Origin of the sequence: Kaistella haifensis DSM 19056, assembly GCF_000735695.2 — a bacterium.
Taxonomy (GTDB): Bacteria; Bacteroidota; Bacteroidia; order Flavobacteriales; family Weeksellaceae; genus Kaistella; species Kaistella haifensis.
Genome location: NZ_JASZ02000012.1, coordinates 31,347 through 56,042 on the forward strand (window position 1 = coordinate 31,347; position 24,696 = coordinate 56,042).

The following is a 24,696-nucleotide window of genomic DNA, read 5'->3' on the forward strand; positions in this document are numbered from 1 at the left end:
ATTTACTGTTTTATTTCTTCCATTTCAACCGCAGGCTGTTACTGACCACGCTCACGCTGCTCAATGCCATTGCCGCACCCGCAATCATCGGGTTGAGCAGGAAGCCGTTAACAGGGTAAAGGATGCCTGCCGCTACCGGAATGCCGATTACGTTGTAGATAAACGCCCAGAACAGGTTTTGCTTGATGGTGGCTACGGTCTGTTTGGACAAGCGTATTGCCTGCGGTATCTTGGTCAGGTCGGACGAAATGATGGTCATCTTGGCTACGTCCATTGCGATGTCGCTGCCTTTGCCCATTGCGATACTTACATCGGCTGTTGCCAATGCGGTGCTGTCGTTGATACCATCGCCCACCATTGCCACTACCTTTCCTTTACTTTGCAGTTCTTTCACAAAGTCGGCTTTATGCTGTGGCAAAACTTCGGCTTTGTAATGCTTGATGCCTGTCTGCTCCGCAATGGCTTTAGCGGTAGCTTCATTATCTCCGGTCAGCATATACAGGTCAATGCCCATTTCCTGCATTTCCCGGATAGCCTGCACCGATGTTTCCTTAATCTTATCGGCGATAGCGATTACAGCAAGAGCCTTTTTGCTGTTTGCAAACCAGATAACGGTTTTAGACTGTTTGCCCCATTCTTCGGCTTGGTCTTGTAATTCTCCGGCAATGGCAATGTTGTTTTCTGCCAATAGCTTTTTGTTGCCTACATAATAGGTTTCGTTGTCATGGTCTGCTTTTGCGCCTTTGCCCGTAATGCTGTCGAACATGGATAAAGAGGTGGTCGCTACATCGCCAAGATGCTTCACTACGGCTTCTGCCAATGGATGCTCGGATTGCTTTTCGATGCTCAAAAGGATTTCTTTTGCAGTGTCCTCATTGTTCAGCCATTTAATGCCCGTTACCTGTGGTCTTCCCTCGGTGATGGTTCCGGTTTTGTCCAAAACGATGGCATTTACTTTTTTGGCCAGTTCCAAACTTTCGGCATCCTTTATCAAAATGCCATTTTCAGCACCTTTACCAACGCCTACCATAATAGCGGTGGGTGTCGCTAAGCCTAAAGCACAGGGGCAGGCAATGACCAATACCGTAACGGCTGCCAACAGACCTTGAACAACCCCGTTTTCGCCTCCCAAAATCAACCATAGCGTAAATGTCAGGATGGCAATACCTATCACTGTGGGAACAAAGATGCCCGCAATCCTATCGACCAGTTTCTGTACGGGTGCTTTGCTTCCCTGTGCATCCTGCACCATTTTGATGATGTGGGCAAGCATGGTTTCTTTGCCCACTTTTACCGCCCTGAACCGGAAGCTGCCTTTTTGGTTAATCGTTCCTGCAAATACTTTTTCTTTTTCTTTTTTCAATACAGGTACAGGCTCACCGCTTAACATGCTTTCGTCCACATACGAATTGCCCGATATGACCATGCCGTCTACCGCAATCTTTTCACCGGGCTTTACGAGTATCACATCGCCTGCGCTTACGTCTTCGATAGCGGTCTGCTTTTCCGTTCCGTCCGCCTGTACCACGATGACCGTTTTTGGCTGCAAGCCCATCAGCTTCTTAATGGCTGAAGAGGTGTTGCCTTTGGCTCTTTCTTCCAGCAGTTTTCCCAAGAGGATGAATGCGATAATAACGGCAGCCGCTTCAAAATATACGTGAGCATGCAGTCCCCGTTGATGCCAAAAGTCGGCAAACAGCATATTGAAAACACTGAACAGGTAGGCAATACCTGTACTCAATGCCACCAGCGTATCCATATTGGCGGAACGGTGCTTTGCCTGCTTCCAAGCGTTTACAAAAAAATCCCTGCCCAACCATATTACAACGGGCGTGGAAAAGAGCCACATTATCGGGTCTGCATAGGGCATATCCATAAAGAACATTCCTATGATTACCACGGGCAGGGAAAGGATAATTGCCCAAATGGTCTTGTTTTTCAAGGTTCGGAATTTCTTTTCGTGGATGGCTTCGAGCGTTTCCTGCTGCTTGGTTTCGTCTTCAACCAATAGGTCGTAACCTACTCCCTGAACCGCTTTTTGCAAGGTGGAGGCATCGGTCATATTGGGCAGATATTCCACGGTAAGATTGCCCGTTGCAAAGTTCACGGAAGCATTAACTACTCCCGGTTGGTATTTCACAATGCTTTCGGCACTGCCCGCACAGGATGCACAGGTCATGCCCAATACCGGAAAAGCACTTTTAACCGTAGGAACTCCGTAACCTAAATCTTTAATTGCCTTAACAGCCTCGCCTACGGTTTCATTGCTATCTACTGTAATCGCTGCCCTTCGGTTGTTCAGCTCTACTTTATGGGTTTCTACGCCTTTTACCTGTGCCAATCCCTTTTCAACGATTAATGCACAGTGTTCGCTTTCTACATCCTCCAATGGAATGTATATATTTTCTCTGTTTGTCGCCATATTTGCCTGCTTTAATTTACAATACAAAATTGGCTATTATATTTATGGGTACTGTTGTGAAATTTTGGATTTGATTTGTAAGATTTACTTACACTTTATCCAACGGTTTTCTTTTATCCTCTTTAATCTGTTTGAAATGGCTTGGTGTTAGCCCGGTAACTTTTTTAAACTGGTTACTCAAATATGCCACGCTCGAATAATTTAGGCGGTTCGCAATCTCACTTAATAACAACTCATCATACACCAACAATTCTTTGACTTTCTCTACCTTTTGGGCGATAAAGTATTTTTCAATGGTTGTACCCTCTACCTCTGAAAACAGATTGGACAGGTAATTGTAATCGTGATGCAATTTGTCACTCAATACATCGGAAAGGTTGGTTTTTACATCACTATCCTGATGGTGTACCAGGTCAATGATAATGTTCTTTATCTTTTCTATTATCCTGCCTTTTTTATCGTCAATTACTTCAAATCCTAATGGCTCTAAAGTTTTGGACAAATTCTCTTTTTCCAGAGATGTTATTTCTTTGGAAAGAATAACTTCGCCCAGTTTTATATTTTTAGCATCTAATCCCAGTTTTTCCAATTCGTTTTGTACCACCATAATGCAACGGTCGCAAACCATATTTTTAATAAAGATTGTATTCATATTTATTTACTGACTACGTTTAGTATTTAATACATAAGCAATAAACAAATTTACAATTTAAGTTTAATTACTCTGACTTCTTGCCAAGAGGAATAAAGCCTGTGTACATATATACTTACTGTTTTTCATCTTGTTCGTCCATTTTCTTTATCAGTGCTTCACACAGCCTGTCGAGGAATTTCGTTCGGTTTATTTTGCGGGCTTTAAGTTCCATAAACGTATGGTAAAAGTCGCCTAACTCAATATTGAAGGCATCTTCAAACGTTTTGGCTATCAATTTTATTTCTGTATTCCCATTGTTAAATGCACCGTGGGAGTACAGTGCATAAATGAGTTCCGTGAGTGCAGTTTTGCTTGCTGTCCATATCAACGAATTATCTGAAACCTTTTTAACGTTGATGTTATTTAACCTGTCTTCCAAATATACCTGTATCAGGTCATTAGCAATTATCTTGGCAACCTTATAATCGTGCGAAGTAGAAAAGCGATGGTCTGCCTCAAAATAAAAAGTGTCTAACCATAGTCTTATATCGTGCTTGCCACGTACAAAAAATTGTTCGTCAAAGAAAGAATTATTGCTACGGTAATACTTATAAAAATCAAGGTTATTTTCAAAGAACCTTTTTAGCTTTTTCAGTTCTTTGACAAAATATTTCTTGGTACGCTTATTTCCATACGGTCTTCTCGTTTCGATTTTATAGATGGCATTATAATAGATGAGCTTTGAAACGATAATTGGCTTTTGATATTTAAAAAAGCGAATTTCTTCATCAACATTCTTAAATCCTCTTTTTAAAATATATTTTTTTACGTCGAATAAACATTTGATAATAAGTTGTATAACTGCTTCAATGCGTTCTATCGAACAGTCTGCTTCAATCTCAAATTCTTTGATTTCGTTTTCCAGCTTAGCCAGCGTTTCGTTATAAAATTTATCCATCCGTTATCCTAAATCTATTTTTTAAACAATAATAGAGAAGCCCAAATACTGTCATATTTGAAAGAAATTTGCATTTTCGGGTTTCTCTTTTGGAACTTTGGTTTTTGCTCGATACAGAACTAATAAGTCCATTTTTAGTGATAGGGATAGATATAATAGTGTCTAATTTTATGTATATCAAAGCAATAAGACACAGAGCTAAAAAATATCCCAAAAAGTATCATAAAGAGCGAAGGTCTTTTCTTCTTCTTCTTCTCCTTCGACAAATTGACATTTGATAACTTTTGCCTTTCTTACGAATTGTCTGTTTTATTCATCATTAGGATGTTCTAATCTTAAAATTTCATCCGCTGTATCCTTACTGCGTTTAGTATAGCTAATAAGGCAACCCCAACATCGGCAAAAACAGCTTCCCACATAGTCGCTAAGCCCCCAGCTCCCAAAACTAGTACAATAGCTTTTACTCCGAATGCTAAAGCTATATTTTGCCAAACGATTTTCTTTGTCTGCTTGCCTATATTGATTGCCATAGGTATTTTACTCGGTTTGTCGTCTTGTATTACCACATCTGCCGTTTCAATGGTCGCATCGCTTCCCAAACCGCCCATTGCAATACCCGCATCGCTCAAAGCCACAACAGGCGCATCGTTTACACCGTCGCCAACAAAAGCAACGCTTCCGCCTTTGGCTTTAATTTCTTTAACTCTGTTTACTTTATCTTCAGGCAATAAATCTCCGAAAGCATTATCTATCCCCAACTGTTCCGCTACATACTTTACAACCGTACTTTTATCTCCGCTAAGCATAGTAGCTTTAACATTGAGCTTATGCAATAGATTTATGGTTTCCTGTGCGTCTTCTTTTATGCTGTCCGCAATGGTAATGTAACCAACAAACTTTCTATCATAAGCCACTGCGATTACCGTGTAGACAATGCTGTTCGGGTCTATGTCATAAGTAATAGAAAATTTATCCATCAGCTTAAAATTCCCTACCAATAATTCTTTCCCATTTACATTAGCCTTTAGTCCGTGTCCTGCAATTTCCTCTATATTTTCTAATGGGATATTGTGGTTTACATCGCCTACATATTCTTGAATGGCAGTTGCTACGGGGTGGCTACTATGGCTTTCCAAAGCATTGACCATTTCTAAAATTTCTTTCTCATCAAATGCCTTGTCAAATACAACTTCCTGAACTTTAAATACGCCCTCCGTCATTGTACCTGTCTTATCCATTACTACATTTTGTATGCTGGCAAGAACATCCAAAAAGTTGCTTCCCTTAACCAATATTCCATTTTTACTCGCTGCCCCAATTCCGCCAAAGTAGCCTAAAGGAATACTTATTACCAATGCACAAGGGCAAGAGATAACAAGGAATACCAAAGCACGATACAACCATTGGCTGAACACATAATTTTCTACAAAGAAGTAGGGCAATGCTGTAATTAGAATAGCTAACAGTACAACTATCGGTGTGTATATTTTTGCAAACTTTCTAATGAATAATTCTGTCGGTGCTTTTTGAGCAGTAGCATTTTGCACCAATTCTAAAATTTTACTCAGCTTGCTATCAGTATATGCAGTTGTCACTTTTACCTGTGAAACGGTATTTAAGTTTATCATCCCTGCCAGTACCGTTTCACCTTTTGATTTCGTGTCAGGCTTGCTCTCACCCGTAAGAGCTGCTGTATTGAAAGATGCAGTTTCGGACAATAATTCTCCGTCCAATCCTAACTTTTCTCCAGGCTTCAATTGTATTATCTCTCCAATAGTAACTGTTTCAGCTTTTACAACTTTTGTTTGAGTGCCTTGTAAAATGGTTACTTCATCAGGACGTTGGTCGAGTAAAGATTTGATATTTGTTTTAGCTCTCTTTACTGCTAATGACTGAAAGACTTCACCAACAGCATAAAACAGCATTACAGCAACACCCTCGGGGTATTCACCAATGGTAAAGGCTCCAATAGTAGCAATACTCATCAGCAAAAATTCTGAAAAAACATCGCCTTTACCAATACTTTCAAAAGCTTCTTTAATTACAGGAAATCCGACTGGTGCATAAGCTATTATATACCAAACAGTTCTTACCCAACCTTGAAACCATTCAGGTTTCAAGACATTGTCTAAGTAAATAGCAATTAGCAATAGTACCAAAGAAATAATTCCTGGTAAAAACATTTTTACAACGCTGTTTTTATCAACAGCTTCACTTCGTTCATTGCTCTTTTGATTAACTTTTTCATCCGTTGAGCAACAAACATTATCAGTACTCTGCCCTGTATTTGTTTGGGCATCGTTTTTGTTCTCCTCCGTGCAGCAGAGTTGCTTGCCCTGCGCATCATAAATATGCTTGTGATTTTTATCTGTATTTATCATCGTTTAGTTATTATTGGTTAATCTTCGTCTTCTCCTGCATTAGATAATTTTGCGTTTACAAAAAATGCTCCTTTTACAACGATTTTGGCATTGACAGGAATTTGCTTGACAAAAGTTATTGCGGTATACCCCATATCAGATACCCCTTTCAATACTTCTACTTTTTCAAAATTTATACTTGTCTTATCTTCTTTTTCATTTTTATCTCCCTCTTTATGATTTCCTTCTTCGTGATGTTCTTCTGCTTTTTTGTCGGTTTGTACGAAAATGAAGTACTTACCATCAGTATTTACGATGGCATCATTGGGAACTGCAGGTGCGGTTGTATTGCTTGAGCTTACAATCCCTGTTATGTTCATTCCATCAATTAAACCTCCTTTATTTCCAATTACAGAACAATGAACAGAGATCGTCTTGTTATCGTTTGAAAATGATGAACCAATACTGTACACTTTTGCGTCATACTCCGCTTCTGGATTATTCGTTAGATAAAAGTGTACTACTTGTCCAACTTTTATTTTAGGTAAATCTTTTTCAAAAACTTGTAAATCTAAATGAAGTGAATTGTTGTCAATCACATCTAAAATTGGTGAAGCAATATCTACATAACTTCCAATCTGTGCGATAACATTACTCACATAACCACTAATTGGTGAAACAATTACTAAGCCATCACGCAAATTACCATTATTTACTTTTGAAGGAGATATGCCCATTAATTGTAGTTGTCTTTGTATTGAAGCACGTTGGGTACGAAGCGAATTTAATTCTGTACTCGAACTTTGTAAATTCTTTTTGGCACCTGCATCATTATCAAACAATTCCTTTTGCCTGCGATATTCCTGTTCTGCAAAAGTAATTCTACTATTTACCGTAAGATATTGTTCTTGAAGCCTTATAAAATCAGGATTTGAAATAGTTGCTACCACTTGTCCTTTTCTTATATAATCACCAATTTGTACAGGTAATCTTCTGATAATTCCACCATACAAAGAAGTTACTACTGCTTTACTGTTATTAGGAACACGCAGATTTCCATTCGCTTTTATAGTTGCAGTAAGTTCTTTCATTTCATAAGTTCCCAAAGTAATTCCAACCATTTTCATTTCTTCCTCTGTTAGCATTGCTATTGTTGGAGTTTCTTCTGTAGGTTTTTCTTTAGCTTCCGAATTAGGCTTTTCGGGTTCTACATTTTTCTTTTCATTATTACCACAACTCCATAAAAAAATAGCTAAGGCTGAATAGATGAATATATGTTTATAAAATTTCATATTATTGGTTTATTAATGCATTTATATTGATGACCGATTCATTTACTTTTTGAATGGCTTCTAAGGATTTTAGTTGAATATTTGTAGCGGTTTGCAGGGCAAATAAGTATTCCATATAGCTAATTTCACCAGTCCTATACCCCAATTGTGCTGCTTTCACAATTTTTTCGGCGTTAGGGATGGCTTGATTGCGATAGTATTCATACTGCCGAATATCTTGCTCATATTGACTTAATGTATTGGCCAATTGAGCAGAAATCTGTTGTTGCTGAAATTTTGCATTACTTTCCGCCATCTGTTTTTGAAAATCTAAAGATTGTATTCTTGCTTTTGTTGCTCCAAAAGTTAAAGGAATTGCAACACCAATATTTACGTAACTAAAACGGGTTCCAGAGTTTGCATAACGTTCACCATTTTTAAAATCTTGGATTCCGATCAATGATTGGTTGGTATATCCTAAAGTAAAATCCGGTAAACCTTCTGATTTTTCTACTTTTTTTGATTTTTCTAAAATTTCCATTTCTTGATAAAATGCTCGAATTGATGGATGTCTCGAAATTGTTGTGGAATCTACAATGGTTTCTATTCTCAACGGTTCATATTTTTTAGCCATTGAAATTTCAAAATTATCTTGAGTATTGAGTAAGATTTTTAATTGCTTGTAAGCGTTCCCTAGTAAAACAGTATTTTGCTGAAGCAACAAATTAATTTCTCCTTTCTGCGTTTCGGCTGTATTAATTTCAATTTTTTTAATATCTCCTGCGTTATAGCGAACAGTTGCAATTCGGATAAAATCTTGATACAAACTATCTAACTTGCTTAATTCAGATTCATTATATTTTAAATATTCAATTTGATAATATAAAGTTCTGATCTGCTTTGCCATTTCATTCACGGATAATTCTTTTGAAATTTCTTTTCCTTTTATTTGTTCTTGCATAAGCTCTTTTCGAGCCTTAAAAAGTGTAGGAAATGGAATATTTTGTGAAATAGAATACGACTGATCGAATTTTGGACTGTTGTATTGCCCTAATTGTGCATCAAAATTTAATTTTGGAAGCTCATTTGCTGTTTTCTTCAGAGCTTTGGATGATTGAATGTCCAAATCGGATGCTTTAATACTTTGATTATTTTGTAATGCAATGTTTATCGCTTCATCAACAGTGGATAGATTTTTCGTCTGTGCGTTTGCTGTAAAACCTACTGATGATACCAGTAAAACAATGATGGTTGTAATGGGTTTCACTTTAAGTTTTCTTTTTAAATTAATTTTTGAATTGAAGATGATATACAATAAAGGCAGTACGAATAGGGTAAGGAATGTGGCAGTTACCAAGCCACCGATAACAACTGTAGCCAATGGTTTTTGTACCTCTGCACCTGCGCTACTGCTCAAAGCCATTGGCAGAAATCCTAAACTGGCTACTGTTGCAGTCATCAAAACCGGTCTCAAACGGGTTTTAGTTCCTTCGATTACCCGTTTCAATACATCTTTTTCTCCTTCTTTTTCTAATTGATTGAAAATACCTATCAATACAATTCCGTTAAGGACTGCAACGCCAAACAATGCAATAAATCCAATACCTGCGCTGATGCTAAAAGGCATTCCCCGAAGTAATAAAGCTAGTATTCCTCCAATTGCACTCATTGGGATAGCTGTAAAAATTAATCCGGCCTGTTTAAAGGAGCTGAATGTAAAGTAAAGCAATACAAATATCAATATTAAGGAAACAGGAACAGCTATCAGTAATCTATTGCTGGCTTCCTGTAAATTTTCAAACTGCCCACCATAAGTGAAATAATATCCTGATGGTAATTTTACTTGGTTATTCAATTTTTTTTGAATTTCTTCTACTACACTTTGAACGTCTCTGTCTGCTACATTAAAACCAATTACAATTCTTCGCTTTCCCGCTTCACGGCTTATCTGCGCCGGTCCTAATTTATAATCAATTGTAGCCACTTGTGATAGAGGAATTTGACTACCTATGTTGGTGGGTATCATCATATTGTTTACATCTTCAATACTACCCCGGTAAGTACTATCTAAACGCACAACTAAATCAAATCTCCTTTCATTCTCAAAAACCACACCTGCACTTTTTCCTGCAAATGCAGTACTCACAACATTATTTACATCTTCTACATTTACTCCATAATTGGCTAAACGAGTTCGGTCGTATTCAATATTAATTTGAGGTAGCCCACTTACCAGTTCTACTTGAGGTACTGTAACTCCCTTTACTGTTTGTATAACTTTGCTAACCTTATCGGCATTTAACGCTAGTGTATCTAAATTTTCTCCGAAAATCTTAATTGCAACATCTTGTTTTATCCCTGTCATAAGTTCGTTAAAACGCATTTGAATGGGTTGGCTTTTTTCGACAATTATGCCAGGTATTACGGCTATTTTTTCTTCTATTGCATCGCCTAATTCATCGTATGTCCTTCCGGATTTCCATTCACTTTCAGGCTTAAGAATAATTATTAAATCTGTTGCACTCGGAGGCATTGGGTCAGTAGGTACTTCACCAGCTCCAGTTCTACCTACCACCATTTTTACTTCATCAAATTGTTTGGCAATTCTCGAAGCAAGCATCGAAGTTTCTATACTTTGTGATAATGAGGTCTCAATAGGCATTTTAAATTCAAACGCATATTCTCCTTCTTGTAGCTGGGGTATAAATTCTCCTCCCATTCGGCTAAACAAGAAAATACTAACCGCAAATATGGCAATGGCGATACCCACGAACCAATACTTTATACTAATCGCTTTTTCAAGCAAAGGCTGATATTTTTTTTGTAACCAATTCATCATTCTGTCAGAAAAGGTTTCTTTATACGAAGGTTTTTTGGATAAGAACAAAGCACACATCATTGGTATGTATGTTAAGGATAAAATCAAAGCTCCAAAAATGGCAAAACCTACAGTCTGTGCCATCGGACGGAACATTTTACCTTCAACACCCACTAACGTAAGAATAGGAATGTAAACAATTAGTATAATGATTTCACCAAATGCTGCACTGCTACGAATTTTGGAGGCAGACAGGAAAACCTCTTCATCCATTTCGGTTTGTGTAAGCCTTTGTTTAGATTTCCGTAAGCCTAAGTGATGTAATGTGGCTTCCACAACAATTACTGCCCCATCTACAATCAACCCAAAATCTATGGCTCCCAAACTCATTAAATTGGCGCTTACACCAAACACATTCATCATCGCTAAGGCAAACAGCATTGCTAATGGAATAGCGGAAGCTACTATTAATCCGGCTCTAAAATTTCCTAAAAAAAGTACTAATACAAAGATAACAATCAACGCACCTTCTATCAGGTTTTTTTCTACGGTACTCATTGCCTTGTCAACTAAAACTGAACGGTCTATATAGGGTTCAATAATAATATCATCAGGTAATGACTTTTGTATAGTAGGAAGTTTTTCTTTTATTTTTTCAATTACATTATTGGCATTTTCGCCTTTTAACATCATTACCACACCGCCTACTGCATCAACTTCTCCATTATATGTCATAGCCCCATATCTTACAGCATTACCAAATCGTACATCTGCCACATCTTTTATAAAAATTGGAACACTGCCAGGATTATTTTTTACACTGATGTTTTTTATATCTTCTAATGATGTAACCAAACCAATACCTCTCTAACAAAATAAGCACTTGGTTTCTTATCAATATATGCTCCCCCTGTATTTTGGTTATTTTTTTCAAGAGCGTTGAAAATATCGGTAATACTTATATCCATAGCCTTTAAGCGATTAGGATTAACAGCAACTTCATATTGCTTTAGCTCGCCACCAAAACTATTTACTTCTGCAATTCCGGGTGTACCATACAGTTGCCTTGCAACAATCCAGTCCTGCATTGTACGAAGGTCTTTGGCATTGTATTTATTTTCACTTCCCTTTTTGGGATGTATTATATATTCGTATATCTGACCAAGCCCTGTACTGACCGGAGCCAGTTCAGGTGTTCCTATTCCGTTCGGAATTTTTTCTTCTGCTTCTTTCAGTTTTTCATTAATGAGCTGTCGGGCAAAATAAATGTCTACTTTTTCCTTAAATACAACTGTAATTACGGACAAACCAAACCTAGAAATACTTCTGGTTTCTTCTAAATCGGGAATATTAGCAATGCTTTGCTCTATCGGAAAAGTTACTAATTGTTCTACTTCCTGAGCCGCCAATGTGGGGCAAACCGTAATTATTTGCACCTGATTATTTGTAATATCGGGTACGGCATCAATGGGTAATTTTGTGGCACTCCACACTCCCCAAATAATGAGCAACAATGTCATTATTCCAATGACGAGCTTGTTCTTAATGCTAAATTTTATGATACTGTCTAACACAATTCATTTGATTAATAATTAATAATAATGGATATAAATACTTTCTGTCCGTTACAGAAAGGACAGCTAAATGTGCAATTTAGATAATACACCTATCTAATAGTAAATGAATATATCATCCATTACCAATAAATACATTTGCTGAAAATATTAAGTATTAATCTTTGGCGGCTGCCAAATGTTTCCGTGATAATTGGAAATGAAATTGAAATTTTGAAGTGGGAATTTTTGTATCTTGCTAAGACTTGGCTTTGCCTCGTTTATTTTGAACGTTTGAAACGTAAAATTCACAACGGTATGACAAGTAGCACAAGAACAAAAAGGACTGCATAAATCGCCGTTTTTCGTTTGACCATTGCTTGTATTAGAAAGCTCTGATTTTGAAGTATTACTGGTATCCATACCACACGCATCAGTACACGGCATTACGGATAATGCCAGAAAATATATACTGAATATGAATATAAATAGTTTCATCAGCTACAAATATAAATAAATAGATTGTGCAATAGAATTGCAAAGTTGAAAAAATCTATTTGTTACATTTGTCGCATTTCCCCTTAAGAACTAAATTAGCTCCATCTAATTTAAAGTTTTGAGGAACTTCGATGTTCGGAATTTCTGTTTCAGTAAGGCAAAAAGTATGTTTGCAGTCGGTACAATAAAAATGTGTGTGCAGTTCTGATAAATTACAATTGCATCCTGATTGGCAAAGTGCGTATTTAATCACTCCGCTTCCATCATCAATGGTATGGACAAGTTTGTATTCCAGGAATACTTTAAGTGTTCTGAAGAGAGTAATATTATCTGCTTTTTCAAACTGTTCTGCCAGCTCTTTATGACTTACTGCATATTGTTGTTTCAATAACTTTTCAACCACCAACAAACGCATAGCGGTGGGTTTTATAGCTTTTTGCAGTAAAATTTTTTCTAATTCAGTCATTGTGATTTAATTTTCTATCGTCCAATCATCATTATCGTCCTCGTCAACTGATATTTGCTCAATGATGCTGTTTGCTGCACTGTCAGAGTATGTACCATAACCATTTACGAAAACACCTTTTGCTCCATCTTTTTGGTTTCTCATCGCATATAAGATAGCCTCATCTTCCAAGTCATTAAGCCCAGTAAAACGATAAATTTTATCAATAACAATGTCCCTTAAATTAACTTTCTCTCCGTCTATTTTGTACGAAATGTTTTCTTCCAATAGATTAAAGTCTTCCATATAACCCCTTTGTCTTAGTACTTCAATTACTTCTGATAATGTTTTTTCTGTTGATAGCATAAGTATTCTTCTTAAATTTTTGAAAATATTTTTTGAAAAAACTGAACATTTTTTTCTCTTAATTGGTTTCTAATAGCAACATTTTTTATCCTGTTGTATTGATGGACAAGGAACACTGGCATAACTACAATACACACAACAATCGCCTTGTAATGGTTTTAATCTTGTCTTGCAATTTTCACATTCATAAAAATATTGGCAAGCATCTGTTGGCATTGTTTCCTCTTTTTTGTATCCGCAATTTGGGCAAGTTATAATTGATTGTAATTTAATTTCCATTATGATATAATTTTACTTTTTAGTGATTTATAACCTGTCGAATTGATAGCTTTTTCAATTTCTATAATACTTGTTTGTTTGTTGTCAAACTTAACAATGGCATTGCCTTTCTCATAAGAAACCACAACTTCCACAATTCCTTTTAGTTTACTAACTTCCGTTTTAACGTGGTGTTCACAACCTGAACAAGTCATTCCTTTGATTGTAAACTCAACTTTCTGAATTTTGGAAGTTTGGGTAATAATTGCTTTACTTTCGGTCTTTGGAAAAAAAATGTGAGCATAAAGCGGAAATGATAAAAGTAAAGCCGCCATAACGGTAATAATTCCTAAAAATGATTTTGTTTTCATAAAGTTTGATTTTTCAGTTGTTTCACAGTTGCAGTCAATTTTCTTTTGCGGTTTCAGTTTTTGATACCAAGCAAAAGCAAGCACTAAAATAGTTAACCCGATAAAATATGGACGAAAAGGTTCGAGCCAAGAGAAAGTTGAAGCAAGTCCACTTGTTCCTGCTATGAGAGCCAAAACAGGTGTAATGCAACATAATGAAGCTGCTATTGCTGTCAAAAGTCCAGTCCCAATTAGTTTTCCGTCCGTTACCATATTGTTTCTAAATTTTTTTTATCGTCAAGTATTTTAAAAAATGGGTCCAACATTTTCTCATACTCTTTTGTCAATGAGTAAAAAATGGTTTGCGCCTCTCTTTCGGTTTCAATAAGCTTTCGGTCTTTAAGTTTTCTCAAGTGCTGAGAAATCGCTGAAATTGTCATTCCAAGAATTTCACTCACATCACAAACACAAAGTCGTTTTTCTTCATAAAGAAGAAACAGAATTTTCAGTCTTACATTGTTTCCAGTCAATTCAAGTGCGTTCGACAAATAGTCAAACGAACTGTGGAGTTCCGAAACTCTTTCTTTACAGCGATTGATTTGTTTAATGTCTGCCTGTTGTCGTTTACAAGAAGTATTATCCATAATGCAAATGTAACTAATTTGTTTATTTAAGCAAATGCTAAATTATGAGTATTAAAATTTGGCATTTTATATGTTGACGTAATGGTGCTGTTACTTTTAATTCTTCTAACAATATATTAATAGAAAAATCACAAAAATATTTAGTATAATCATTCTTTCTGCACCAAATGCTGTAAGTTAGGGTCATTCTTGATACGCTCCATTTCACTAACAACAATATTCAGAATGTCTGATTTTATCTGCTTGTAATTGTTTTCTATTTCCTGCTTCATCTTATCCTCGCCCTGCTCATTTACAAAAGATAAGATTTGCGGTATTTGCTGATAGGCTTTGCTTTCTGCCGCTACCTTTTCATTGTCCACTACAATTTCGGCGTGAAATATCTTCTGCTCGATACGTTCATCAAAGTTATCTGATACAGAACCAACAAACAAACCTTGTGTAAGTGTTGAGATTTTGGAAGCCGGAATAAGGCTGTCTAACTGTGTCGAAATAGAGGTAGATTTATCATTGCGGTTAATCGTCATACTCTGGCGTTTCTGTAATACTTTACCGAAACGTTCCGAAAGGCTTTTTGCTGTTTCGCCAACCACCTGACCACTGAATATATTACCGACAGTATTCTGTATTACCTTGCTTTCCTTGTCGCCGTAATCCCTTGTTAATTGCGAAAAATCCTGAAAACCCAAACATACCGCTACCTTATTACTTCTCGCCGTTGCGATAAGATTGTCCAGTCCCCTGAAATAAATTGTGGGCAACTCATCTATGATAACGGAACTCTTTAGCTGTCCCTTTTTGTTTATCAGCTTTACAATCCTCGAATTGTATAAACCCAAAGCTGCGGAATAAATATTTTGACGGTCGGGATTGTTACCCACGCACAAAATTTTAGGTTCTTTCGGGTTGTTAATGTCAAGCGTAAAATCATCGCCCGTCATTACCCAGTAAAGTTGTGGGCTAATCATCCTTGATAGCGGAATTTTTGCCGATGCGATTTGTCCTTGTAACTGGTCTTGCGCTCCACCTTGCCACGCATCCATAAAGGGCGACAAATAATTTTCCAAATCCGGGTATGAAGTTAAAATCGTGAATACATCCGAATACTTTTTATTCAGTAATTCAATGGCGTGAGGGAACGTACAATACTTACCATCTTCGTAGATTTTCAGATACCAAATAATCGCAGCCAAAAGAATAATTGGGCTTTCCACGAAAAAATCCCCTTGCTTCTGTATCCACGACCTGTTAAGGTTTAGCATTATAGTATATGCCGCTTCGTAAGCATCAGAAATGTCCGTCATAAAATCGGGATTGAGTGGGTTGCAACGGTGGCTCTTGCGTGGGTCGTCGAAATTTATCACGTAAAATTTCGGCTGAACTTTGTATTTATCCCGATGCTTCAGTAAGTGATTATAGGCAATAGTAGAAAGGTGGTCAAACTTGAAATCGTAGATATACATACTAAAGCCTTTTTCAATCTGCTGCTTGATGTAGTTGTTTACGATGGCATAAGATTTACCGGAACCGGGAGTACCCAACACTATTGATGCCCTGAATGGATTTACAATGTTTATCCAACCGTTGTTCCATTTGCCTTTGTAGTAAAATTTGGTGGGCAGGTTAACGGAATACTCGTTTTCCATCAGTTTGGTTTCCTGCTGAAAGCTCTCATTCTCATTATTAAATACGTCGTCCATCAGGTTGGTACGAAGCAGGCGGCTCATCCATACGCCCGCCATCAGCAAGGCGATATAACCTAATGAGATAGTAAGCATATACAGGAATGTGCCTGTTGCCGGAGATAGCTTTAACAAAGGTGTGTTCAGGAAGAACAGCACAAAGCCAACGCCCAACGCCACGTAAATTTTAGTCCAGGTTATCTTTTCGTTCTTTACGCCCTTTGTCCCTAAACAGCTTAAAGCCAGTAAGACCAAAGCGAATACTTTGGTGTAAAGAGTGTGTGAAAACAAACCCGCCGTTCGGTCGAAATTGCCTAATATCTTGTTGATTACTTCCAACGTCCAACCACGTTCTAAAAAGAAACCGTAGCAGAACCAATAAAGGTGCATCAGCACCAAAAGAATACTGACTGCCCGCATAAAAGCCATTATCTTGGAAAGCCCTCTTAAATCGTCTTCTCCCTGCATTATCTAAAGTTTTAATGTTCGGGCGTGAATTTAAAGGCTCTATGGAGTGGCTCTAAGAATGTGGCAGCCAGTGGCGTTCTGTGGCAGTGTTTGGCTGAATATTACTTCTGACCTCTTTGGCGTTTTCTTTTCTTCTTCATTTTATTGGCAAAGTCCTGTTCTTCGTAATCTTCGCCCTGGGCTTCGGGCAATAAACCTCCCAGTGCTTCAATCAAACCGTCTTCGTGTTTTTCAGTATGTAAGAAGTCGAACAAATGGTGTGGTTCTTCCGCAGGAAGATCCGCATCATTTGATGTGGATAATTTGGGTTGTAAAACGGCAGGTTCTTTAATATTCGGTTTGATGTTATTGTTCCAATAATCATTAAAGGTGTTGGCAGAAAGTTCTGTTGCCAAACGTGAACCGTTCCAAACTGCTTTGGAATTGTGGTCTATAAATGTGATGCCATAAATACGCCCTGTATCATTTCGGCGCACCACAACGTTAATACCCTGTTCCGCCAACTGCTTTTTAAATGCCTGTTCATCGCTCGTGGTTTTCAGGGCAATGGTAACGGCAGATTTTAGGGTCTGTTTGGTGGGGCTATCTTTCAAAGCCGTTTTGCATTTCGCAAAATGCAGTTCCAAAGCCGGAAGCCCTGCGCTCTTTCCGAACAGCGAAGCCTTGAACGGATGCCCGGCTCTTTCGCCTTTTTCATTTAGCGGAATATATATTAAGCCCTGCTTCATCTCTCCCTGCAATTCGCCCTCGATTTTCTCGGCGGTAATATTGAACAGGGAAAGCAGGGCATTGTATTCGCCCAAAGTTTGGTACTGGTAGTAATTCGGGAGGTGGCGAACGACCGAAGCAATTTGGCTTTTTACATCGCCTGCCCGATAATCTACCGGACGGAAAACCTTATCATTCTGATTGCGCTCTTTGTCTGTTGCGGGTATCAACCCGTGTTTTCTTTCCAGTTCACGGCATACATTCATAGACCGCATTTTCTCGAATTTATCCGAAATCTTTTTGCCCTGCTCGTCCACGCAAACCGATACAATGTGTATATGGCTACGGTCAATATCGGTATGTTTGAATACCACAAAAGGCTGTTCGCCGTAACCCATTTCCCGCATATACTGTTCTGCCATTTCCCTAAACTTATCATCGCTTACCTTATCGTTCGGGTCAGGATTTAGCGAAATATGCAGCGTGTGTTTCTCGGTATTGCGGTTGGCTATCAGGTAAGGTGCAAAAGACTGGGCTAATTGTGCCACGGAATAATGACCGCTTGCGGTTTCAATCATCTTATTGGCAAACAAAATCTGCTCGTTTTCATTCTCCACTTTAAGCTGATTGTACGCCAACGCTCCGTATAAATTTGCACTTCTTCCAATTTTTGCTATCACTTCTACATTATTTTTTTAGGTATTCTTCCTCAAATTTTTCAGTAAGCTGAATGATTTTCTGACACAGCATTGCCATTTCAGCCGTCTGTTTCTCCAGTTTATACAGGAACGCTGCGGCTTTTTTCTCGGAAAAATTCTTGTACAGCACCTTTACAATTTGGTTATAGTTCACACCTATGGAACGGAACTGGCTGTGAAAAGAGGTCAGCCGCATATAAAAATCAACCGTTCCCTTGTCAATCTGAATGGTTTTTATGGTCTTGTCAAAGATGCAGGACGTTATGAAATGAGCCTTTACCTGCATACCTGATTTATCAAACAGGGCAAGAAAATGGGCGTGTTCCTGCTCGTTAAAGGAAATCGTATAGCGGATGGTCGCCGGGTCTTCTTTGGGGCGACGTCCGGTCTTTTTCAATTGCTTTTTGTTGTTATCGTTCATCACTAATCCATTTTAAAATCCATACAAAACCCTGACTTTGGAAGGTGTTTTCTGCCCCCTGCAAAGGGCAAGTTGTTTTGAGTATCGGAAATCATTCCGAGATGCTCAAAACACAACTTGCCGTGTTCCGGTGAACACAAAAATCCGCCCTGCGGGACGGATTGAATGTAACAGGGAAAAACGGCTCGATGCCGTTCCCGTTACCCCCTGATATGTCAAAAGACTTTGCATAAATCCGTTAATAAAAATCACAATACAAAGTAAAGCCATGTTTACGATAGCCTTGCACTGTGCTACAGTGCCAAATGCTGCCTCTGAACGCCAAACACTGCCACCACTATACAAGCGAATGAATTTGATGAGTTCTTTGTCCCTGAATGTTGGCGGGCATGCAGCCCGTACTTCAGGACGAGTAGACGGCGCACATTCAAGATGGCAGGTTATCCTACCTGCAAGATTGCAGGAATGCAAGAGCGCAGGAATGACGGAAAGCGTGACAGCCTGCTATCAGACAATCACGCTTGCGTCACGGATGGAATGACGAACGGAACGAATGCAAGAACGGAATCCCGCCTGATAAGATGCCTGAATGAAAGCATTGCTGCTGTGCGGCAGGAAAGCAGGCAATCAGCAATTCCCGCAGGCAAGCCTGATAGCTATCCTGCAAGAAAGAAAGACAGAACGAAAGCAGGACTGCACGGCTGAAAGCCTGCAAGACTGAAAACAGTAAGATGTAAACTTTAAATTTTAAAAATATGGACACAAAAAAGAAACCTCTGTTCGTTGCCTTTTCCTCTCAAAAAGGCGGTGTTGGCAAAAGCACCTTTACAACGCTTGTCGCCAGTACGATGCACTATCGCTTGGGCTACAACGTAGCCGTATTTGATGCGGATTTTCCGCAGCACAGCCTTATGAAAATGAAAACCCGTGATTTGGCAATGGTAATGGAAAATGAGGCTTTGAAAAAATTGGCGTACAAACAATTTACCACTATCAACAAGAAAGCCTATCCGATAACACAGCATAAAGCAGATAGCGTATTGGATGCTGCACACGAATTTGTAACGGCTTCTGCCGTTCCGATCGATGTGGTGTTTTTTGACCTGCCCGGAACTGTGAACACGCCCGGCATTCTGAAAGCATTGGCAGGAATGCACCATATTTTCACACCCATCACAGCAGACCGTGTGGTAATGGAAAGTACGCTCATCTTCACCCAGCTTTTACAGGACGTGATTATGAAAAAGGGCGAAACTTCCATACAGACCATTAACCTGTTTTGGAACCAGGTGGACGGCAGGGAAAGCACTCCCTTATATGACGTGTACAATCAGCTTATTGAGCAACTGGGGTTAAGCCTGATGCAAAGCCAAATCAAGAACAGCACCCGTTTTCGCAAGGAAAGCGAAGCGGACAGCAAAACGGTTTTCCGTTCTACGGTAATGCCTCCCGATGAGCGTTTGATGAAAGCCTGCCAGTTAGACCTGTTCATCAGCGAATTTTTAAACATCATTCAATTGTAGTGCTATGGAAAAAGATAATAAAAGAAAAGTCACGCCGGACATTAACGAGGAAATGATGATGAACCTGATGGTGGACGGCGTTAAAAAGGACGGCTTACAGCTACCGCCCGAACCTGCTGAAGAGCAGGTAAAGGAAGCGGCAAAAGACGAGGTGCAGCAGGAAGAATTACCACAAAGCAAGCCTGCACAGCGGGAAAGGAACCGCACAAAGAAAAATCTTGACGGAAGCTATGGCGAACACTTTTTGAAAACCCACTCGATGACGAAGCGGGGCGATAAAAGTATTTATATCCGGCAGGAATACCACGAACGGCTATCCCGTATTGTACAGGTAATCGGTAAAGATGCCATACCCTTGTATGCCTATCTTGACAACATACTGGAACATCATTTTGAACTGTTTGAAAAAGCCATTACCGATGATTTCAACGAAAAGTTTAAACCCATTTTTTAAAGCACCTGATTATGGAAATAGTAATTGTGATTTGCCTGCTGATAGTCATTGCCCTGCTTTTGCAGGATAAGATTGTCATTCATAAAAGGTCGGAGCAAAAGCCCAAACAGGAAAAAGTCAACCCGAAGCTGCCCGATATTATGGGGCAGCCCAAGCCAGTAAGAAGCCTTTCAGTGCCAAACACTGCCAATGAAAGCCAAATAACGGAAACGGAGATAAACCCTGATAATTTAGACATTGAATACGACGAAAACGAAAACGTCAGCATTCAAATTCCGCAGGAAGAACTGGACGAAGTTTTCAGCAATATGCCTGATTTGGAAGAAGAGGAAGAAGAATGGAACAGGTACGGAATATCCAGTGGCGATAACGGTTTTGCCCAAGGGGTTACCTACGACGAACTAAGCTCCGTAGGGGCATTGCTCCAAAAAGAGAATTTGGAACAGGCTCAAAAGGAAACAGCGGTAGCCATAGTTCAGAAATTACAGGGAACCGAATTATTCAGCCTACTGGAAAATTCCATTGAGGGTGCTTCCCGAAAAATTGCCGAGCTTTTGGATAGCACACTTTCATCTGAAAGCGACGACGGTTCTTCCACCTTGCGGAAAAGTGATTTGGGTGATTTTGACATTGGGGAGTTTGTTTAAGCTCCCCAATGTTTTTTAAATCATATTTAAATTATTAAAAATTTCTGGGTTATTCGAAATCTACATTTATTTCAAACAATTGCTCTTTGTAAGACTGTATTTTGCTTCTTAACTCTTTTATATACTCATACTTTTCAATTACCTCTTTCTGTTTGGCAACATTTATAGTATCATCTTCGTTAAATGGAATTTTGATTATTACATTTTTCATATTCTTAATGGAAGCACGTAAACCTCTATCAAATCCATATTTATGTTTTACATTTTCTAATTGTATCATTAGATATTCAGGCAGGATTTCATCACATAAAATTCTAATTGTTCCGCAATGGTCCGTTGAAACAAATGGAGTGTTTTTGGGGATAGCATTAAATTCGAAATCTCCATCAATTCCCCATAAAACAAAGTTGTTGTTAAAATCTGTTATATTACTTTGAGTATGAAAGCCCACTGGAACTTTTACATTCGCGCTATAAATTGGTATAGTTCCAGTTATTTTAATCAAATCTCTTTTTACTACCCTTTTGCCAATTGCAAGTTCAAAATACTGTTCATCGGAAAGATTTATTTCTTTGAAAACGCTTGATAGTTTTTCTTTTCCGGCAACTGAACTAAATAAATTCGAGTACTCGGTTAATGTCGAAGAAAAATCGGTAATCATCTCACTCAAGTTTTCGAGTGTAACTGTTTCGTTTTCTTCAATTATTCCAAGTTCAATCATTTCTTCCTTAGACCACCATCTATCAATTGACCAATGATTATCAGGAGTAAATTTTGAAATATCAAAAATCTTGCAGCGTTTATCTGAATTTATTTTCTGAAATCCTACTTTATTACCTTTAAAAAAAGAGTATAAGGCTACTGCTTCGGACAAATCATCTTGTTCAATATTAAACCTGTACACATCACGGCTTTCACCAATTTCACTCACTAAATAAGTGAAAACTGGCTCTGTTTGGACAATTTTTCTATTTGACTTTTTAGTAATACAAAGTAAATAAGTCTTTTTGGGTGTGGTAAAGAATGTTTTTTCTGGCAGTGATATTATTCCATCAATATAGCATTCGTCGATTATGAATTTTCTTAAATTTTTATCGTTTTGGCGATTAAATATTCCATCCGGCACGACAATAAATGCTTTACCATTTGGCTTCAATGCTCTTACAATCCATTCCATAAAAAGTCCCTCAACACCTAAAGCATTTACTTTGTAATAATTTACAAGTTCACCGTCCTTTTTGATTTCCTCTTTTAGATTACTACTTCCGCTTGTTACATAAGGGGGGTTCGTGAGAATTAAGTCATATTCTTCTTCAACAGCGTCAGAAAGTGTTCCCAAAATGGAATTTGTTTTAAGCGTAAAACTTTCATTGAAAAGTTTTGCAAATTCCTTTGTAAGTCCTGTGTTTTCTTTTATTAAATCGGAAAAGTAAATCAGCATATTGGCTTTTGCCAATATTATGGTCTTTTGTTCGTCTTTGTCAAAACCCTTATCAAAACCGTGAATGGTAATTTTTGGTTTTATTCCTTTTTTACTGATGTCGTATAAGTAATCTAACCTGGTAACGATAGGTTCTAAGAGGAACTTCCCAACTCCGCAAGCAGGGTCGCAAATGCTTACACCATCTTTGATATCATCTTTCGCCATTTCAACAATAGCACGTACTACTTTCAGCGGTGTAAAAAATTGCCCCCAGTTTTTCTTACTAATGCTTTCTTTCAGAAAACTCTCAAATAGTTGGCTCTTGAAATCGTAATCAATATGTTCTAATTTACCATAATCACGGAATTTGAGAAGCACCTTTTTAAATACTGTACTATAACCTTTAACCGCTTTTTGGTCTTTGCTTACAAAGATAGTTCCGTTAATAATTGTTGTTTTATCAGCAGGATTTTCGGGAAAGAGGTCTTTAATTTTGGGACGTATTACACTTGCATAATTTTCAAGAATTTCATCAGCATTATTTGTTTCAAAACTGTTTATTAATGTATTGAAACTGTAAATCCCCTGCAATACATCTAAATCACTTAGATATTTAAATATAAATAATTCTACGAATGTGTATAAACAGTTTTCAGGTGTTGCCCCACTAACAGACCATATATCCTGCCAAATTTGTTTTGCTAAATCAGTAGGATTTACAAGTTGTTTAGGCTTTATATTATTATTCAGTTCATTGATTGAATAATTAATTTTTTCAATCAATGTTATGATTTTTTCATCTTTCGGGTTAAAATTGACTTTTAACTCGTTACTCTGTTCGTCGTTAATTCTTTCCCCTGTCAGAGCATTAACCCATACCGTTTCTTTAGTGTCGGTTGCAATGATTAATTTGCAGTCTAACTTCTTAGCGACTTCAATTTCCTGTTTAATTGCTTTATCTTGCTTTGTCTTTGTATTAAATTCAGAGGGTTTTTTATATTCTATAATCGCAACTACGTTTTTACGCAATACAATAATTCCGTCAACTTTTTTCTTTTCGACATTGCCGTAATCAACGTTGCGTATAATGCTATATTCTTTTAAGGCTTTAATAGAAGTTGCCCCAATGTTATAAAAATCCCATTTCCCGATTTTCTGGCAATTCTTCAGTAAATCTCTTTGTAATAATTCTTCACTCATTGGGCTAAAATATACTGCCTTGTTTGGCGTTTATGCTTTTCAAATATTTTACATTATCCTCTGCAACTATAAAAACATTATCGGAACAATGGCTTTTATATGCTTCAGTTGCGAATTTATCCGCATAAAAAAGGTCTACTACTTTTTGTGCGTCTATATCAAAAAGGTTTGCCAGTTCTTTTAATTTTGCCTTATTAAATTTTTGTGTACCATTCTCAATTTTACTAATAGCAAAAGCATTGATGCCAACTTTGGCTCCAAATTCGGTTTGTGTCCAACCGTGCTTTTCTCTTTCTACTTTTATAAACTGTCCGAAACTTGCCATTTTTTTATCTGCACTTTTTAGGCTTGGCCTTTTTTTCGCAAGTTAAGCAGTCTTTTTCAGTTCTACAAGTTTTCTTGAGCTTTGAACAATTAGGTTTTGATTAGTGCCGGAAATTTTGTATGAAAACTTACCCCTATTCTTACTTTCAACAGACATAACTTAAAGGGCAAATTGATAGTTAATTTTTACTTTTTCTTTTTATTGCTACCGACTTACACAAATCCGTAAGTTAATATTTTTTCATTAAATTTGACATAAAGTGACAAGTCATTGAAATGGAACTCCAAAACTTCGGAAAAAGGGTTAGGAAACTAAGAGAAAAGAAAGGGCTGCTGCTAAGACAAGTTGCTGCTATTTTAGAAATAGACACGGCTCTTATTAGTAAAATTGAAAGAGGTGAAAGAAAAGCTAACCGAGAGCAAGTTGCCAAATTAGCAGAAGTCTTAGATGTAGAGGTGGATGAACTTTTAGTTATTTGGCTTTCGGACAAGATTATGGAAATTTTGGAAGAAGAACCGTTGGCATACAAGGCACTTAAAAAGTCAGAAAAACGAATACAAAAGAAGTAAT

At 37.8% G+C, this 24,696-nt stretch carries 21 protein-coding genes and 1 pseudogene; 5 read left to right on the top strand and 17 right to left on the bottom strand.

Features of this window, described 5'->3' with window-relative positions; genetic code table 11:
• Positions 1-10 precede the first annotated feature (10 nt).
• The 15 genes and pseudogenes from AP75_RS07320 to mobA all read right to left on the bottom strand — a co-directional run bounded on the left by AP75_RS07320 (position 11) and on the right by mobA (position 18,554).
• Positions 11-2,422 carry a heavy metal translocating P-type ATPase gene (locus AP75_RS07320; RefSeq protein ID WP_024566624.1) on the bottom strand — a complete coding sequence of 804 codons (2,412 nt, stop codon included), beginning with the start codon at positions 2,420-2,422 and terminating at the stop codon, positions 11-13.
• 88 nt (positions 2,423-2,510) lie between these two features.
• Complete coding sequence (locus tag AP75_RS07325; protein WP_031503029.1) at positions 2,511-3,074, bottom strand: helix-turn-helix domain-containing protein; 564 nt, start codon at positions 3,072-3,074, stop codon at positions 2,511-2,513.
• A gap of 115 nt (positions 3,075-3,189) precedes the next feature.
• Positions 3,190-4,014, bottom strand: coding sequence for an RteC domain-containing protein (locus tag AP75_RS07330; protein ID WP_002981101.1), 825 nt, complete (start codon positions 4,012-4,014; stop codon positions 3,190-3,192).
• A gap of 335 nt (positions 4,015-4,349) precedes the next feature.
• Entirely contained in the window at positions 4,350-6,395 is a 2,046-nt protein-coding gene (locus tag AP75_RS07340; RefSeq protein ID WP_024566620.1) for a heavy metal translocating P-type ATPase, read from the bottom strand.
• 17 nt (positions 6,396-6,412) lie between these two features.
• On the bottom strand, positions 6,413-7,666 hold the full coding sequence (locus AP75_RS07345; RefSeq protein ID WP_088264055.1) for an efflux RND transporter periplasmic adaptor subunit: 1,254 nt from the start codon (positions 7,664-7,666) through the stop codon (positions 6,413-6,415).
• Between the two features lies 1 nt (position 7,667).
• A pseudogene (locus AP75_RS07350) lies at positions 7,668-12,037 on the bottom strand (CusA/CzcA family heavy metal efflux RND transporter).
• A gap of 150 nt (positions 12,038-12,187) precedes the next feature.
• A complete protein-coding gene (locus AP75_RS07355; protein ID WP_031504363.1) occupies positions 12,188-12,514 on the bottom strand; it encodes a DUF6660 family protein in 327 nt (108 codons plus the stop codon).
• Positions 12,515-12,569: 55 nt separating this feature from the next.
• Positions 12,570-12,980: a Fur family transcriptional regulator gene (locus tag AP75_RS07360; RefSeq protein WP_024566616.1), complete on the bottom strand. Its 411-nt coding sequence runs from the start codon at positions 12,978-12,980 to the stop codon at positions 12,570-12,572.
• A 6-nt stretch (positions 12,981-12,986) separates the two neighbouring features.
• Complete coding sequence (locus tag AP75_RS07365) at positions 12,987-13,325, bottom strand: hypothetical protein (RefSeq protein ID WP_031504361.1); 339 nt, start codon at positions 13,323-13,325, stop codon at positions 12,987-12,989.
• 69 nt (positions 13,326-13,394) lie between these two features.
• Positions 13,395-13,604, bottom strand: a complete 210-nt coding sequence (locus tag AP75_RS14655) for a GDCCVxC domain-containing (seleno)protein (protein WP_078679374.1) — start codon at positions 13,602-13,604, stop codon at positions 13,395-13,397.
• Positions 13,604-14,206, bottom strand: a complete 603-nt coding sequence (merTP, locus tag AP75_RS07375; RefSeq protein ID WP_024566614.1) for a mercuric transport protein MerTP — start codon at positions 14,204-14,206, stop codon at positions 13,604-13,606. Before merTP ends, AP75_RS14655 begins: the two co-directional genes overlap by 1 nt.
• On the bottom strand, positions 14,200-14,577 hold the full coding sequence (locus tag AP75_RS07380; RefSeq protein ID WP_031504358.1) for an ArsR/SmtB family transcription factor: 378 nt from the start codon (positions 14,575-14,577) through the stop codon (positions 14,200-14,202). The genes merTP and AP75_RS07380 overlap by 7 nt, the downstream gene beginning before the upstream one ends.
• Positions 14,578-14,726: 149 nt before the next feature.
• The gene (mobC, locus tag AP75_RS07385; protein ID WP_031504356.1) at positions 14,727-16,727 is read right to left on the bottom strand and encodes a conjugal transfer protein MobC; all 2,001 of its coding nucleotides are present in this window, start codon (positions 16,725-16,727) and stop codon (positions 14,727-14,729) included.
• A 101-nt stretch (positions 16,728-16,828) separates the two neighbouring features.
• Entirely contained in the window at positions 16,829-18,115 is a 1,287-nt protein-coding gene (gene mobB / locus AP75_RS07390; protein ID WP_088264057.1) for a conjugal transfer protein MobB, read from the bottom strand.
• Between the two features lie 7 nt (positions 18,116-18,122).
• Complete coding sequence (gene mobA / locus AP75_RS07395) at positions 18,123-18,554, bottom strand: conjugal transfer protein MobA (protein WP_024566610.1); 432 nt, start codon at positions 18,552-18,554, stop codon at positions 18,123-18,125.
• 537 nt (positions 18,555-19,091) lie between these two features.
• Here mobA and AP75_RS14255 point away from each other — a divergent pair.
• Genes AP75_RS14255 through AP75_RS07415 form a run of 4 tightly spaced genes read left to right on the top strand, consistent with a single transcriptional unit; the run spans position 19,092 to position 21,178 of the window.
• Entirely contained in the window at positions 19,092-19,259 is a 168-nt protein-coding gene (locus tag AP75_RS14255; RefSeq protein WP_155248866.1) for a hypothetical protein, read from the top strand.
• A 50-nt stretch (positions 19,260-19,309) separates the two neighbouring features.
• Entirely contained in the window at positions 19,310-20,077 is a 768-nt protein-coding gene (locus AP75_RS07405) for a ParA family protein (RefSeq protein WP_031504354.1), read from the top strand.
• A 4-nt stretch (positions 20,078-20,081) separates the two neighbouring features.
• Entirely contained in the window at positions 20,082-20,531 is a 450-nt protein-coding gene (locus AP75_RS07410; protein WP_031504351.1) for a DUF3408 domain-containing protein, read from the top strand.
• Positions 20,532-20,542: 11 nt separating this feature from the next.
• On the top strand, positions 20,543-21,178 hold the full coding sequence (locus AP75_RS07415) for a conjugal transfer protein TraD (protein WP_088264059.1): 636 nt from the start codon (positions 20,543-20,545) through the stop codon (positions 21,176-21,178).
• Positions 21,179-21,227: 49 nt separating this feature from the next.
• On the opposite strand, the gene AP75_RS07420 is transcribed toward AP75_RS07415, so the two are convergent.
• Entirely contained in the window at positions 21,228-23,801 is a 2,574-nt protein-coding gene (locus AP75_RS07420; RefSeq protein WP_088264061.1) for an N-6 DNA methylase, read from the bottom strand.
• Between the two features lie 4 nt (positions 23,802-23,805).
• Positions 23,806-24,126 (bottom strand): helix-turn-helix domain-containing protein, encoded by a 321-nt coding sequence (locus tag AP75_RS07425; RefSeq protein ID WP_031504347.1) that lies wholly within the window; start codon positions 24,124-24,126, stop codon positions 23,806-23,808.
• Positions 24,127-24,401: 275 nt separating this feature from the next.
• On the opposite strand from AP75_RS07425, the gene AP75_RS07430 reads away from it, so the two are divergent.
• On the top strand, positions 24,402-24,695 hold the full coding sequence (locus AP75_RS07430; RefSeq protein WP_031504345.1) for a helix-turn-helix domain-containing protein: 294 nt from the start codon (positions 24,402-24,404) through the stop codon (positions 24,693-24,695).
• Position 24,696: the final 1 nt, after the last annotated feature.